At 46.5% G+C, this 15,636-nt stretch carries 15 protein-coding genes; 2 read left to right on the top strand and 13 right to left on the bottom strand.

Translation table 11 applies throughout. The features are described from left to right. Window positions 1-52: 52 nt before the first annotated feature. From ACZ5ZC_RS06530 to ACZ5ZC_RS06470, 13 genes are all read right to left on the bottom strand, one after another. On the bottom strand, window positions 53-466 hold the full coding sequence (locus ACZ5ZC_RS06530) for a hypothetical protein (protein WP_464931526.1): 414 nt from the start codon (window positions 464-466) through the stop codon (window positions 53-55). A gap of 123 nt (window positions 467-589) precedes the next feature. After that, window positions 590-1,510 carry a heme o synthase gene (gene cyoE, locus ACZ5ZC_RS06525; RefSeq protein WP_085343639.1) on the bottom strand — a complete coding sequence of 307 codons (921 nt, stop codon included), beginning with the start codon at window positions 1,508-1,510 and terminating at the stop codon, window positions 590-592. Further along, window positions 1,471-1,782: a cytochrome o ubiquinol oxidase subunit IV gene (cyoD, locus tag ACZ5ZC_RS06520; RefSeq protein ID WP_012842490.1), complete on the bottom strand. Its 312-nt coding sequence runs from the start codon at window positions 1,780-1,782 to the stop codon at window positions 1,471-1,473. The genes cyoE and cyoD overlap by 40 nt, the downstream gene beginning before the upstream one ends. Further along, the gene (gene cyoC, locus ACZ5ZC_RS06515) at window positions 1,782-2,384 is read right to left on the bottom strand and encodes a cytochrome o ubiquinol oxidase subunit III (protein ID WP_005375782.1); all 603 of its coding nucleotides are present in this window, start codon (window positions 2,382-2,384) and stop codon (window positions 1,782-1,784) included. Before cyoC ends, cyoD begins: the two co-directional genes overlap by 1 nt. Continuing rightward, on the bottom strand, window positions 2,374-4,410 hold the full coding sequence (gene cyoB / locus ACZ5ZC_RS06510; RefSeq protein ID WP_005375781.1) for a cytochrome o ubiquinol oxidase subunit I: 2,037 nt from the start codon (window positions 4,408-4,410) through the stop codon (window positions 2,374-2,376). The genes cyoC and cyoB overlap by 11 nt, the downstream gene beginning before the upstream one ends. A 5-nt stretch (window positions 4,411-4,415) precedes the next feature. After that, window positions 4,416-5,297: a ubiquinol oxidase subunit II gene (gene cyoA, locus ACZ5ZC_RS06505; RefSeq protein ID WP_005388604.1), complete on the bottom strand. Its 882-nt coding sequence runs from the start codon at window positions 5,295-5,297 to the stop codon at window positions 4,416-4,418. 789 nt (window positions 5,298-6,086) lie between these two features. After that, a complete protein-coding gene (locus ACZ5ZC_RS06500) occupies window positions 6,087-6,845 on the bottom strand; it encodes an SDR family oxidoreductase (RefSeq protein ID WP_065646176.1) in 759 nt (252 codons plus the stop codon). 110 nt (window positions 6,846-6,955) lie between these two features. After that, a complete protein-coding gene (mmsB, locus tag ACZ5ZC_RS06495) occupies window positions 6,956-7,861 on the bottom strand; it encodes a 3-hydroxyisobutyrate dehydrogenase (RefSeq protein WP_005390978.1) in 906 nt (301 codons plus the stop codon). 11 nt (window positions 7,862-7,872) lie between these two features. Next, a complete protein-coding gene (locus tag ACZ5ZC_RS06490; protein WP_464931525.1) occupies window positions 7,873-9,012 on the bottom strand; it encodes an enoyl-CoA hydratase/isomerase family protein in 1,140 nt (379 codons plus the stop codon). 8 nt (window positions 9,013-9,020) lie between these two features. Further along, complete coding sequence (locus ACZ5ZC_RS06485) at window positions 9,021-9,806, bottom strand: enoyl-CoA hydratase (RefSeq protein ID WP_464931524.1); 786 nt, start codon at window positions 9,804-9,806, stop codon at window positions 9,021-9,023. Between the two features lie 38 nt (window positions 9,807-9,844). Beyond that, on the bottom strand, window positions 9,845-10,999 hold the full coding sequence (locus ACZ5ZC_RS06480) for an acyl-CoA dehydrogenase family protein (protein ID WP_434635532.1): 1,155 nt from the start codon (window positions 10,997-10,999) through the stop codon (window positions 9,845-9,847). 19 nt (window positions 11,000-11,018) lie between these two features. Then, window positions 11,019-12,512 (bottom strand): CoA-acylating methylmalonate-semialdehyde dehydrogenase, encoded by a 1,494-nt coding sequence (locus ACZ5ZC_RS06475; RefSeq protein WP_464931815.1) that lies wholly within the window; start codon window positions 12,510-12,512, stop codon window positions 11,019-11,021. Between the two features lie 23 nt (window positions 12,513-12,535). Next, window positions 12,536-13,747, bottom strand: coding sequence for a thiolase family protein (locus ACZ5ZC_RS06470; RefSeq protein ID WP_464931523.1), 1,212 nt, complete (start codon window positions 13,745-13,747; stop codon window positions 12,536-12,538). Window positions 13,748-14,024: 277 nt separating this feature from the next. On the opposite strand from ACZ5ZC_RS06470, the gene ACZ5ZC_RS06465 reads away from it, so the two are divergent. Further along, entirely contained in the window at window positions 14,025-14,399 is a 375-nt protein-coding gene (locus ACZ5ZC_RS06465; protein ID WP_012842485.1) for a MerR family transcriptional regulator, read from the top strand. Window positions 14,400-14,465: 66 nt separating this feature from the next. Continuing rightward, on the top strand, window positions 14,466-15,635 hold the full coding sequence (locus ACZ5ZC_RS06460) for an isovaleryl-CoA dehydrogenase (protein WP_046873648.1): 1,170 nt from the start codon (window positions 14,466-14,468) through the stop codon (window positions 15,633-15,635). Window position 15,636: the final 1 nt, after the last annotated feature.

Genomic DNA, 15,636 nt, shown 5'->3' with positions numbered 1-15,636 from the left:
GGATTAAGGTTTAGTGAGATAAGCTTGTAAGAAAAGCAACTCGGCCGATTTCTCAGTTTACCTTCACTCTACATTCTGGGGGTAAGATCTTCTCTTTTTCGAATGAGACTTCACAATCCACAAGAACGCTTCCTCCCCCATGTAGATAAAAGTAATCAAGCACGAAAAATACTTTATTATCAGGCACTCCATACTCTTCTACAAACACGCCAGCACTCTGGTTGAAATCCAGTTTTTCATTATCTAGAGAAATGAAGGCAACTCGAAATACATCATTTATTTCATAATCTGAACGATTAATTGTATCGACTTCAATCACTGGATTAATCTCCATGTTGTGAATAATAAGCCTGACAAGAATATCTCCAATACGATAAGTTTCCACGGAGCTAACCGAGGACGGAACTTGGGCTAATACGCATGAAGAAATAGCAACAATTGAAAGAAGAGTAAAACGACGAAACATGAACCAAGACCATAGTTAGAAGGGATAATCATATTATCTCTTTTAGGCATGAATTCGAGTCTAGCAAAGCATGTAGCTCTCAGAATGGGAGCTACATAGAAGTGATATTAAAGAATTTCAAACTCAATAAATAAATGGCAACGGAATAAGCTCTAATCCTAGTACACCACTGATCCCCATCACCACTAGCAGTGAGACTTTAAACACCGACTTTGACCAAGCGATGTAGTTGCTGTCATCAATGCTGCGAAAGGTCACTTTCGTCCACATAAAGCAAACGACCGCTGCAACCGCTAAGTATTCATACCCGGCTTCACCAAGTAAAAATAACCCCAACGATACTGCTCCAAACGCCACAACATACGCTTTCATGTGTCGATGCGCTTTATGAATGCCTTCTTTAACTGGCAATACGGGAATCCCGGCTTCTCGGTAGTCTTGCATGCGGAACATGGCAATCGCGTACGAGTGCGGCATTTGCCAGAGACAGAACATGGTAAAGAGTAAAATCGCTTCCAAGCTAATGAAGTTTGTTACCGCCAAGTAACCCACCAATGGCGGGACTGCGCCTGAAATACTTCCCACTAAAGTTCCATACACCGAGTTACGTTTGTACCACATCGTGTAAAAGAACACGTAATACACGTAGCCAAGCAAAACGACGACAGCGGATAGTGGGTTCACTCGGATAAATAACAGTGCGGTTCCTACCAGCAATAAAGCAAGTGCATAAACAAACGCAATATCGATATTGATGTTGCCTTTCACTGTTTCACGATTTTGTGTACGTGCCATCTTTTGGTCGATATCACGATCAAAAATATTATTCACCACACAACCTGAAGCGATGACTAACCCCACACCAACTAACGTTGTAACGAACAACATTAGACTGGCTGGTTCTGTTTTTGCGGCGAGGAAGAACCCCGCCGCAACAGAAATCAGGTTGCCGAAAATAATGCCCGGTTTGGTGATAGACAAATAACTTTTCAGCATACCTTGGCCTACAACTTCATGTTGACGTTCATGTTGTAGATGATCCATACCGAGCCAGCGATAAGGATAAGTACAACAATGGCGGTAAACATCAGTGATACAAGGTTCCAACGTCCGTCGGATGTTTTTGTTTCCATGTGCAAGAAGTATTTGAAGTGAACAAATATCTGCACTAATGCACATCCAAATAGAATCGCATAGGTTGTTGTATCTGGTAATGATTTCGTCCAAACAAAGTAGAACGGAATTACCGTCAGAATCAGTGAGGCAATGAAGCCTTTCACGTAATCTGACGCACTGGTTTCTACATGTTGATCCATTACATTACCCCCAGTAAGTAAACGATGGTAAAGACACAAATCCAGACGATATCTAGAAAGTGCCAGAATAGGCTTAAGCAGTTAAAGCGCATTGCCATATTGTCGTTCAGGCCTTTCGTCGACAGTTGATGGTACGCTACCGCTAACCAAATCAGACCAAAGGTTACGTGCAGGCCGTGCGTACCAACCAACGTAAAGAATGCCGATAGGAATGCACTTGTTTGTGGACCATAGCCTTCTTCAATCAGGTGATGGAACTCATAGACCTCCATACAGATAAAGCCAAGACCAAGCGCGAACGTTACTAACATCCAACGTTTGAGACCAGCAACGTTGTTGCGCTTCATCGCGATAATGCCAAAACCAAATGTGATACTGCTAAACAGCAGCAGCATGGTTTCGACAAACACGAATGGGAGTTCGAAAATGTCTTTACCTGTTGGGCCCGCAATTGAATTGCTCGACAGCACAGCGTATGTCGCGAACAAGGTCGCAAACAGTACACAGTCACTCATCAGGTAAACCCAGAAGCCAAATAGCTTGTTGCCATTCGTGTCATGGTGGTGATCATGGTCGTGATGTGCTGCGATATTAGTTTGCATACGTCACCTCCAGATCATCTTTACTTTCGCTGTCTTTCACTGAGTTTTTCTTCGCTTCTTCAAGCTGAGCTCGACGTTCGGCCTCAATTGCTTTGATCTCTTCAACTTCCACGTAGTAATCCACGTCATCGTTGTAGCTGTGCTGAATACACGTCACGATAATACCGACCAAACTTGCTGCCGCTAGCCACCAGATGTACCAAATCATGCCGAAGCCAAATAGGAGCGACCAAGCCGACACGTAGATGCCTGTTGCCGTGTTTTTTGGCATATGAATACGTTCGTATTCCACTTCTTTAGTTGGATCGAACTCGCCACTTTGTTTCTGGTACCAGAAGGCATCCAGCACATCACCTTTTGGCAGGTGTGCAAAGTTGTAGAACGGCGGTGGAGACGATGTTGCCCACTCAAGAGTACGACCACCCCACGGGTCACCAGTTAGGTCACGGTTTTGCTCGCGGTCACGGATACTCACGTAAATTTGGATGAACTGAGACAATACGCCCAGCGCGATCACAACCGTACCTGCTGCGGCAATCGACAACAGTGGGAAGTATTCAGGGTTGATGTCTTGGCTTAAACGACGAGTCATACCCATAAAGCCCAATGCGTAAAGCGGTAGGAACGCCATTAAGAAACCAATAATCCAAAGATAGAACGCACGTTTGCCCCAAGTTTCATTCATGGTGAAACCTGTCGCTTTCGGGAACCAGTAAGTGATCGCAGCGAAACATCCAAACACCACACCACCGATGATAACGTTGTGGAAGTGAGCAATCAGGAATACTGAGTTATGCAGAACGAAATCTGCGCCCGGAACAGCCATGAGTACGCCTGTCATACCACCAACAGTAAAGGTGATCAGGAAGCCCACCGTCCACATCATTGGCGTCGTAAAGCGGATGCGGCCTTTGTACATGGTGAATAGCCAGTTGAAGATCTTCACCCCTGTTGGGATAGAAATGATCATCGTGGCAATACCGAAGAAGGCATTTACGTTCGCGCCAGATCCCATCGTAAAGAAGTGGTGTAGCCAAACGACAAACGCAAGAATCGTGATAACTACGGTAGCCCAAACTAGCGATGTGTAACCGAACAACTTTTTACGTGAGAAGGTTGCGGTGACCTCTGAGAACACACCAAAAATTGGCAAGATCAAAATGTACACTTCTGGATGGCCCCAAGCCCAAATCAGGTTGACGTACATCATTACATTGCCGCCAAGATCATTGGTAAAGAAGTGCATGCCTAGGTATCTATCCAGCGTTAGCAGAGCGATAGTCACCGTCAGGATTGGGAATGAAATGATGATCAAAATGTTTGCACATAGAGATGCCCAAGTGAAAACTGGCATCTTCATCATTGGCATAGACGGTGTACGCATACGCAAAATGGTCGCGAAGAAGTTCACGCCTGTTAACGTCGTACCAACACCTGATATCTGCAGCGCCCAAATCCAATAGTCGACCCCGACTCCTGGGCTGGCCTCAATACCTGAAAGCGGCGGATACGCCAACCAACCGGTGCGACCAAATTCACCTAAGCCGAGAGACATGTTTGTTAGAATGACACCAACAACAAACAGCCAGAAGCTCAAGTTATTCAGATACGGGAAAGCTACGTCACGCGCACCAATCTGTAATGGCACGATGATGTTCATCAGACCAATAACCAATGGCATCGCTACGAAAAAGATCATGATCACGCCATGGGCAGTAAAAATTTGATCGTAGTGATGCGGTGGCAAGTAACCTGCTTCACCCGCAGAAGAAAGGAGTTGCTGACTACGCATCATGACTGCGTCAGCAAAACCACGAACAAGCATCACCATCGCTACTGCGATGTACATGAAGCCAAGTTTTTTATGGTCTACTGAAGTAAACCATTCATTCCACAAATATTGCCACTTTCCGGCTTTAGTTACCGCGTAAACTACGGCTAAACCAACCAGCGCCACAACCGCTAAGGTGATGACGATAATAGGTTCGTGGAATGGAACTGAATCAAGAGTTAATCTTCCAAACATTACGATTATCCTTGGTTTTCAGGCAAACAGTTCATTGAACCAGGATGCTGAGTCACAACGTCGGTGAACAAGAACGGAGGAACGCTAGAGAACAAAGTGACTGGCTCTGCGATACTTGGTGCTGCCAGTGAGCTGTATTGCTCCCAATCTTCAATACGATCAGGGCTCGCCTTCACTTTCTGCACCCAATTTAGGAACGCAGCACGATCAGACATTGCAGAGGCTGTGAACTTCATTTGCGAAAAGCCTTCGCCGCTGTAGTTCGATGCAAAACCCTTGTAGTCACCTTCATGGTTCGCTATCAGGTTGAGCTTGGTAACCATGCCTGGCATCGCGTAGATCTGTGTACCTAAGCGAGGGATGAAAAACGCGTTCATGATGTTGTCCGAAGTCAGTTTGAACTGTACTGGCACGTCTTTCGGGAACGCCACATAGTTCACCGTCGCAATGTTTTCTTCTGGATAGATGAACAACCATTTCCAATCGAGTGACACCACTTCGATGGTCATTGGTTTAACATCACTTTCCAAAGGTTTGGATGGCTCTAGTTCATGAGTCGAACGCCATGTGATCGTCGCAAGAATCGCAATGATGATGATTGGAATTGTCCATACCACCACTTCGATTTTGGTCGAGTGTGACCACTCGGGTGCGTACTCTTCTTCAGTGTTAGAGGCGCGGTATCGGTAAGCGAAGTAAATCGTCATTAAAATCACAGGGATTACAACGATCAACATCAGCAAAAGAGCAGTAATAATTAGCTCTTTTTCCTGCACACCAATGGCACCTTTGGGGTCAAGTAAAGCTGAATTACATCCTGAGAGCATAAGTATGACGGACGCCAAACTTCCCCTCGACAAGATGCGTTTATATCTTGAGGCTTCCATTAACTTTCTCGATGGTTGTCTGGTTTCAAAACAAATGCCAATCACAGTAAATAAGAGCTCAGAAACAGCGCAGAGGAATGTTTGATAAAAAGGCAAAAATTTTGATAAGTAGTTATTCTACTTACAAATTTTTCAGCGCCGTTATCAAACATCTTAACCAGCTAGAATGAACAATTACTTGCTACGATTGGTATCAAGCTAAGAACCAGTTGTTATAGTCATTAGAATGTTTATGTGTTGAGCATGAGTAACGTCGGGATCAGAGCGAAACAAAACGGAATTGAGTGGAGATCAAAACCACACTATTAGTGTGAGTTTATTGTTACACTTTGAAACACAATGTTACATTTGGCGCATTATGAGGAGTAAAAAGTTAAAGCTCATTAGCCACAACTGGAAACTAACCTTCCATTAATGAAACTCACACTCTTTCAATAGGACATTAACCTCAACACGAATTTTACGTGCTTCAAAGTTAATGTCTTTTGAAACAGACAGTTGCAAATTCATTTTGATGAGACTGACTATCAACTGCATTTACATAGATAGCTTGAGTACGAAGGGGAAATTAAAAGTGGAAAATTGTGATCAATATCAAATTAATGATTTCACTTAGTATTTGAGTGGTATTTACTTCTCATTGTTTACTTTTGGCAAACCATTCGCAGGGCGAATCCAAATATGAGTAATAAACACTTACGTTACCCAGAACTGGCTCTCGGAAAAATAGGAAATGCTGAAAGGGAAAGAAGCTTGTCATTCCGGTCTGTAAACCTAACCCTAGGGCTTTTACATACGAATACCGCCATCCACTTCTAAAACTCTGCCAGTAAAGTAATCACTCTCAAGAATGTATTTTACTGCATGCGCGATTTCACTTGTTTCACCCATCCTTCCAATTGGGATCATCTTTTCTAGTCGTTCTATGGCTTCTGGTTTCATTTGCTCTGCCATCGCGGTATGTACCACACCTGGTGCAATCGCCGCCGCGCGGATACCGTATCTTGCTAACTCACGGGCCCACGTTGTCGCCATGGTTGCGACCGCCGCTTTAGATGCAGAATAATTGGTTTGACCGATATTCCCTGCTCTCGCGACACTAGAAATATTGATGATAACGCCTTGTGAGCCGCTCTCAATCATCTTGACGGCAGCTTCACGCCCACACAAAAATGTCCCCGTAACGTTGACGTTCATGACCAAATTGAATTGATCCAAAGACATCTTACTGATCACGCCGTCTTTTGATTTTACAAGTAACCCATCTCTTAGCACGCCAGCGTTATTGACTAGCCCATTGAGTTGGCCAAAATCTTGGATAACCGCGTCAAACGTGGTTTCAACGTCGATTTCGCTCGTTACATCCACTTGATAAGTCAACGCTTTTGCGCTCAGCATCCGGCACTGCTCTTGTGTTTCCATTAAACCGCTAGCGTTTACATCTAATAACGCTAAATCTGCACCGGCTTGAGCAAGCGTAATTGCCATCATTTGCCCAAGTCCTTGCCCTGCACCTGTAATGGCAATGACACTATTTTTAATATCCATAGTTACTGCACTCCATCGCTAATAATGTTCCCTATTTCAAGCCTGTTTAGGTGGTCCGAAATGATGAGTTTTACTTCACCATTTCAGACGGCTTTGTAGCAAAACTCAGTCTAGCCTTTCTTACTCTTGTAAAACTCAAACAAGCTTGAGAAGTCGAGCTCGCCGTGGCCGCTCGCGTTGTGGAAAGAATATAGATTACGCGCCAGTGAGCCCATAGGAACCGAAGAGTGTGTTTGTAACGCCGCATCTAACCCCAAACCGAGATCTTTCAACATGAGTTTGCTCATAAAGCCCGGTTGGTAATCGTTGCTGGCTGGTGCACTGTCCATCACGCCTGGGCAAGGATTATAAAGCTCCAATGCCCAATTTCGGCCAGAGCTTTGCAGCATGATGTTTGATAACACTTTGGGATCGAGCCCATGATCGATACCTAGATTTAGCGCCTCGCACGTACCAGACATTAAAATGCCGAGCATAAGGTTGTTACAGATTTTCGCCATTTGACCATCGCCCGCTTTACCGGCATGGAAAACATTTTTACCCATGTACTGCAAAATGGCATTGGCTTTAGAAAACGCTTCATCCGAGCCACCAACAATAAAGGTTAATGTCGCCGCTTTAGCGCCGGCAACGCCACCCGAAACGGGCGCGTCGACAAACAGCACGCGTTTATTTGCCGCTTCATTGGCGACTAATCGCGCAGAGTCCGGATCAATGGTTGAACAATCAATCATCAAGGTACTTGGCGAGACAAGATTGAGGACACCTACACCGCCGTGTAAGTCACCAAGATACACGGAACGAACGTGAGAACCTGCTGGTAGCATCGTGATGACTGTGCTTGCACCATCCACGACTTCCTCGATAGAGCTCGCCACCACCGCACCAAAAGGTGCAAGTTGCTTTGCCGCTTCGCTATCGACATCGAATACTTGAACGTTAAATCCAGACGCTAATAAGTTTTGCGCCATCGGATGCCCCATTCTTCCTAAACCGATAAATGCGATGGTACTCATGATCATTCTCCTTATTGACCTAGTGTTTGTTCACCCAAATCAGCAAGCGGATGTTCGTCATCCGGCCAAAGTGAGGTAAACAAGGTATCGATGACATCTTCATCGACTTCACTGACACTGTTAAACATCCAGTTAGGTTCGCCATCCCGGTCAATAAGCCGAGAACGGACGCCCTCTTTAAACTCACCTAATAAGGCGCTGCGAACCGATAAACTCAGCTCCAAGCGGAAGCAATCTGCAAGTGGTAAGCTGTGGTATTCTTTCACTTGTCTGAAGCAAATATGCGCGGTGATTGGACTGCCCGCGGCGAACGTTTGTTTCGCGTTTTCTATCCACTGACTGTTCCCTTCGATAGCCATGATTCGCTGTGCTATCGCATTAAGATCAAAGCCTTTGCACGCTTCCTCTATCTGATCTAAGTATGGACAAATTTGCGTGGTTGGTTTGCTATCAATAACCTGTTCTTCCATTAATTGTAGTAGCGCAGTTACCAACTCTTTCGCATCTTCTTTGCCCCAATGGAGCCGCTTTAGCTCATCCAGTAAGGTGGGATACTGCTCTTCCAACAGTAACCAATCGGCCAAACCAATAGTGACAGCGTCACTTGAATTCACCATTGAACCTGTCAATCCGAGGAATAAACCCACTTGCGGATCTATCTGGCTTAAAAACCACGTACCTCCCACATCAGGATACAGTCCGATATTGATTTCTGGCATAGCAAGGCGTGATGTTGTTGTCACAACTTTATGGCTGGTTCCCATAAAAAGTCCCATTCCACCGCCCATGACAATACCTTCTCCCCAACCGATAATGGGCTTGTTGTAAGTGTGAATGAGATAGTCACACTCATACTCCAACGAGAAATAGTCCGTACAGAACTCTACGATTTTTTCTTTACTCTCGTTATGCATGACGTGATACATAGCTCGAACATCGCCACCAGCGCAGAATGCTTTTTCTCCAGCGCCAGTGAGTACCACACAAGTCACATGCGGATCGTCTTGCCACTTGATAAGCTGATCGTTGAGTTGGACTAACATGTCATACGTCAATGCATTCAATGAAGCGGTGTTGTCTAACGTTGCGATACCAATGCGGTGCACGCCATCTAAGCACTCTATTTCACTGATGGTTACCATCCCTGCCATGTGGCCTCCTATCGGTTTTTCCATTGCGGTGGGCGTTTTTCTAAAAAGGCGCGAACACCCTCAACTTGATCTTCCGTATCAAAAAGATTCAGAAACAACTCTCGCTCTTTCATTAAGCCGTGCTTAAGTGGCGCAGAGCGCATATTTTGAATGAGCGCCTTACACGCAGCGACAGAAGATGGCGACTGGTTCGCAACAGATTCAGCAAGCTCCAACGCTTTACTTAAAGCTTCGCCTTTGGGAACCAACTCCTCAACCAAGCCTAGTTCTTTTGCTTTGTCAGCGCTGACTTGCTCTCCACATAAAATGATACGCTTTGCCCAGCCTTCCCCTACTAACGCTGTGAGGCTTTGGGTACCGCCAGCGCAGGGCAAAAGTCCGACTTTGGCTTCAGGTAAAGCAAGTACCGCTTGCTCTTCAACTACTCGAATATCACAAGCTAATGCCACTTCTAAACCTCCGCCCATGGCGTAACCATTAATGGCGGCAATGGAAACACCACGGAATTCCGAGAGCGTTTCAAAAGCTTCACCAAAGCATCGCGCCATGTCTAACGCAACCGCTTTGTCACCATCAGAAAATAGCTTGAGATCCGCACCAGCAGAGAAAAACTTTTCTCCACTGCCAGTTAAAACCAGTGCGTAGACCTGCTTATCATTGTTAAGTGTGAGTATCAGCGACTTCAGTACCTTGAGGCTCTCTGCTGTCCACGTATTGGCTGGCGGGTTGTTCATTGTCACCACCGCAACATGATTAGTGATCGTATGTTGAATGGCTTCTTGGGTTAATGGCATATCTGAATCCTTTCTCAATGAGCAAATCCAATACTTCGCTACAGCAAGGCCGATTCCTCAGAGAGCAAACGGCGCGCGATGATCAAGCGCATGATTTCGTTTGTCCCCTCCAGAATTTGATGCACACGCACATCTCTGAAATGACGCTCCATTGGATACTCTTTGATGTAACCATAGCCGCCATAAAGCTGCAGCGCTTGGTCGCAAACCTGAAAGCCCACATCGGTTGCGAACCGTTTTGCCATCGCGCAATAAGCCGTGGCATCCGGGTCATTTCGGTCGAGCTTACTGGCGGCATAGCGCACCAACTGCCGCGCTGCCACTAGCTCTGTCGCCATGTCTGCTAATTTGAATTGTAAGGCTTGAAACTGCGCAAGCGGTTTGCCGAACTGCTTACGTTCTTGAATGTACCGTGCCGCCTGATTAAGGGCCTGTTGCGCCGTACCGACGGAGCAGGTCGCAATATTTATACGCCCTCCATCAAGCCCTTTCATCGCAAAGACAAAACCTTGCCCTTCTTCGCCCAGTAAATGGCTAGCTGGAATAACGACATTTTCAAAAGTAACCGCTCGTGTTGGTTGGCTGTTCCAACCCATTTTGGGTTCTTTGCGCCCATAGCTGATACCATCTGTTTGAGCAGGAACAACAAATGCAGACACGCCTTTGGCACCCGCTTCTCCGGTTCTCGCCATCACGACCAAAACATCTGTCTCTCCTGCGCCAGATATAAAGGTTTTGCCACCGTTGAGCACATACTTATCTCCCTTTTTTGTAGCGGAAGTGGTCAGTGCAGCGGCGTCTGATCCTGCGTTGGGCTCGGTTAAGCAATAGGAGCCTAACCACTCCCCCGTAACTAACTTCGGACAGAACTGCGTTTTGGCTTCATCGGTAGCAAAACTGGCTATCATCCAACTGACCATGTTGTGAATCGTCATAAACGCCGTAGTGGACGTACATCCCATGGCCAGTTGTTCAAAGATAATTGAAGCATCCAAGCGACTCAGCCCTAGGCCACCTTGCGCTTCTGGAGTGTAGAGGCTGAGAAACCCCAGTTCTCCCGCCTCTCTCAATACGTCTTTGGGGAAGATCTGTTTTTCATCCCACTCCGCCGCCATCGGTGCTAAACGCTCATAGGCAAATTGCTGAGCGGTATCGGCAAATGCACGTTGATCTTCATTAAGTTCAAAGTCCATAAAAGCTCCTTCTATTCACTCAGCGCAGTTGGATGGTCAAATTAGGCCCCGTTGGAATATCGTCATCAAACCAACGTGCCGTCACCGTTTTAGTCTCGGTATAAAAACGTACCGCTTGTTTACCATACGCATGCAAATCGCCATAGAAACTGCCTCTCCAACCAGTAAAGGAGAAAAATGGTAAAGGGACTGGAATTGGCACATTGATCCCCACTTGACCGACTTGAATGTCATGCTGATATTTTCTTGCAGCAGCACCATTAGCGGTAAATATGGAAGTGCCGTTACCGTAAGGGTTGCGATTCACCAACTCAATGGCCTCTTGCAACGTTTCGACTTCCATACAAACTAAAACGGGGCCAAATATCTCTTGCGTGTAAATCGACATATTCGCTGTTACACCGCTAAACAAGGTTGGGCCAATCCAGTTTCCATCGGGAAAGCCTTCCACTTCACACTGACTGCCATCCAGTTCACACACTGCGCCTTGTTGTTTGCCATCTTCAATTAAGTCCAATACGCGTTGTTTAGCTTGCTCACTGATGAGAGGACCATAAGCAGCTTGCTCATCGTCCCAAGGCCCTGGGTGTACTTTCGCCATTGCCTGTTTGAGGTCTATAATCCATTGTTTTGAATCGCCGACAAATACCGCAACAGAAATCGCCATACAACGCTGCCCCGCCGCCCCAACGGAGGACCCCACTAGGTTATTCACCACTTGTTCTTTGTTCGCATCAGGCATGATCACCATGTGATTTTTAGCACCAGCAAAAGCTTGAACGCGTTTAAAGTGTTTCGTACCCGTGGTGTAGATATAACGGGCAACAGGAACCGAGCCAACAAATGACACCGCTCGAATGTCAGGATGAGCCAGCAGAAAGTCGACTTGGTCTTTGCAACCGTGAACGATTTGCAACACTCCTTTCGGCGCGCCAGCTTGCTCAAATAGTTCGGCTAAACGAATAGAGGTCAACGGCACTTGTTCGGAGGGTTTAAGCACAAACGTATTGCCCGCAGCGATGGCGATTGGGAACATCCACAACGGAATCATGGCAGGAAAGTTAAACGGCGTAATGCCGCAACACACACCTAGGGGCTGAATCATTGAGTAACTATCAATATCCGTGGCAACATTTTCGACGGTTTCGCCCATCAAATTGCTGGCAATGTTTGCAGCCTGCTCAACCACCTCTATGCCTCGCCACACATCGCCTTTAGCATCCACTAAAATCTTACCCGTTTCATGAGAAAGCAGTGTGGCAAGCTCATCATGATGTTCTTTGAGAAGGTGCTGATAACGAAGCATGACTCTGGCACGCTCGGATACTGCCACTTCCTTCCAGGATTGGAATGTCTCTTTCGCATTATCAATGGCGGCTTCCATCTCGTGGTCCGTTGAGCAGGGAACGTACGCAATGACATCATTAGTGGCAGGATTGGTCACCTCGATCCAATCCGAAGTTTGAGATTCACGAAACTCTCCACCAATAAACAAGGGAACTAAACGAGTCATCATTTACTCCTTTCTGATTTCAATTAAAGCGGTATTTCAATGCCTATCGCCGTTGCCTCTCCACCACCGATACAAAGTGACGCAACGCCTCGCATCACTTTTTTGGCGTCTAGATCACCGTCGGTACCTAAAGCTTGTAGCTGACGCAAACTATGAATCAATGTCACCAGAATTCGTGCGCCACTTGCGCCTATCGGATGCCCCAGTGCACACGCTCCGCCTTTAATATTGACTTTACTCATATCAAGCCCAAGTTCTGCTACCGCGATTTGTGTCACGACAGCAAAGGCTTCATTGATTTCCCACAGATCCACTTCGTCAATTGACCAATCCAACTGGGACAACAACTGTTCAATCGCATAAACGGGAGCCAAAGTATATTCAGCAGGTTTTCTGGCGTGTGTGGCGTGAGACTTGATAACGGCGAGTGGCTCAAGACCTTGGTGGAGCGCAGTCTCTTCATCCATTAGAACAAGCGCTGCAGCGCCATCGGAAATCGCACTCGAATTAGCAGCGGTCACCGTGCCTTTTTTATCAAATGCAGGTTTGAGTTGAGGGCTTTTATCCAGATCAATCGAGCGCGGGTGCTCATCGTAATCCAGCGTTCCTTGTTCAGACTTGGTGTTGAATTCAATCGGTGACAGCTCGTCTGCAAATAAGCCTCGCTCTTGAGCTTCCAACGCACGTTTTGCCGACATCACTGCCCATTCGTCCATTTGCTCTCTGGTAAACTTAAGCCTGTCTGCGACGTGCTGAGCATAAACACCCATTAAGTGCCCTTCGTACGCATCTTGCAATCCATCGAGAAACATGTGGTCATACGTCGACTGGTGGCCCATGCGCATTCCCTTTCTCGCCTCTTTCAATAAATACGGCGCATTGGTCATACTCTCCATACCACCAGCAATGGCCGTTCGAATCGTTCCAGCTTTGATAAGATCGTGCGCCAACATGACGCTCTTCATGCCGGAACCACACACTTTATTGATAGTCGTACACCCTACATTCATGGGTAAATCCGCACCAATTGCCGCTTGTCTCGCCGGGGCTTGCCCACAACCCGCAGGGAGCACACATCCCATGAAAACTTCATCTACAGATGTCACATTCACTTCATGCGTCGCAGCCTTTATCGCTAGTGCACCTAATTGGGGAGCGGAGTAAGTTTGCAACTTTCCTTGAAAGCGCCCGATCGGCGTTCTTTTCGCGCTGACAATCCAGATGTCTTTTTCCATGATTCGCATTCCCTTGAGGTATATGTGAACACTAGACTGACTGATGACGCCCCTGCATGACATTACTCACCAAGTGCTACGCCAGTCTTTGTCGCCCTTTCTCACTGACAAACTTTCATACTGCGATTTCTTGACGTTTACGTAAGCATAGCACTAGCCTTTACAATGAGATGAAAAAACACACCAAGTAGGCGTTTATCTTTCAAAATTTGCGTTCGGCCTTTCCGTTGAAGGTTCGATTTCCAGAAACTGGATTTTTATTCGAGGTAAGTATGTTATGGAAAAATACAAGATCAGTGACCTCGCCAAGGAGTTTGATATTACCACTCGCAGTATCCGGTTTTATGAGGACGTAGGTCTGATTGAACCAGAGCGAAAAGGCAACATGCGCGTTTATCAACGCAGAGATAAAATTCGTCTCAAACTGATTTTAAGAGGGAAACGGCTCGGTTTTTCACTGGCAGAAATTCGTGAACTTTTCGAGCTCTATGACATGCAACAAACCGAAGGACAGTTATTGAAAATGCTCAATATCATTGAAGAGAAACAAGCCGTCCTACAACAGCAACTCAATGACATCAGCGTCGTAATGGCAGAGTTGAATGCCGCTAAAGAACGCTGTATTCAAACACTCAAAAGCAAAGAGACATAACCGCTATACTCAAATAGCGACACTGCAATCGGCTTTTCCACCTTACCTCTGATATCGGGAGACGTTATGAAAAGCACCTACGCCCCACTGAATTTCGGACTTGGTGATACCATCGATATGCTCCGAGACCACGTTAATGCCTTTGCTACGGAACATATTGCTCCCATCGCCGCAGATATAGACCGCGATAACCAGTTTCCGAACCATTTGTGGCCTTTGTTTGGAGAAATGGGGCTGCTCGGTGTCACCGTCGATGAAGAACTTGGTGGTGCAGGCATGGGATACCTTGCTCACGTTGTGGCGATGGAAGAGATCAGCCGAGCCTCTGCCTCCGTCGCTTTAAGCTACGGCGCTCATTCCAATCTGTGCGTCAATCAGATTTTTCGCAATGGCACGCCTTCTCAACGCAAGAAATACCTTCCCAAACTCATCGATGGTACGCACGTTGGCGCCCTAGCTATGAGTGAGCCCAATGCCGGTTCAGACGTGATAAGCATGCAACTGAAAGCGGAGAACAAGGGCGACCATTTTGTACTGAATGGCAACAAAATGTGGATCACCAACGGTCCCGACGCTGACATAGTGGTGCTTTACGCTAAAACGGATGTCAATGCAGGTTCACGAGGTATTACCGCATTCATTGTTGAACGCAACGTCGAAGGTTTCAGCCATGCTCAAAAGCTGGACAAACTAGGCATGAGGGGCTCGAACACTTGCGAACTTGTATTTAACAATTGCGTAGTGCCGAAAGAGAATATTCTTGGCGAGCTGAATCAAGGCGTCGAGGTGTTAATGAGTGGACTAGATTACGAGCGCGTCGTCCTCGCTGCCGGACCACTCGGGATAATGCAAGCTTGCATGGACATTGTGGTCCCGTACGTACATGAACGAGAGCAGTTTGGAAAATCCATTGGCGAGTTTCAGTTAGTTCAGGGCAAGATCGCCGATATGTACTCTCGAATGAGTGCAGCAAAAGCGTATGTATATACCGTCGCAGCGGCTTGTGATCGAGGTAACGCAACACGCAAAGATGCCGCAGGAGCGATTCTGTACAGTGCAGAACTCGCCACACAAATGGCACTCGATGCAATCCAATTGCTCGGTGGGAATGGCTACATCAATGAATACCCTGCTGGTCGTTTGCTACGTGATGCAAAGCTTTATGAAATCGGCGCGGGTACCTCAGAGATTCGCCGCATGTTAATAGGCCGAGAACTGTTCGAAGAATCTCGCTAAG

It is taken from the genome of Vibrio sp. JCM 18905, from assembly GCF_055393305.1.
This window is presented reverse-complemented; position numbering and strand designations above follow the sequence as displayed.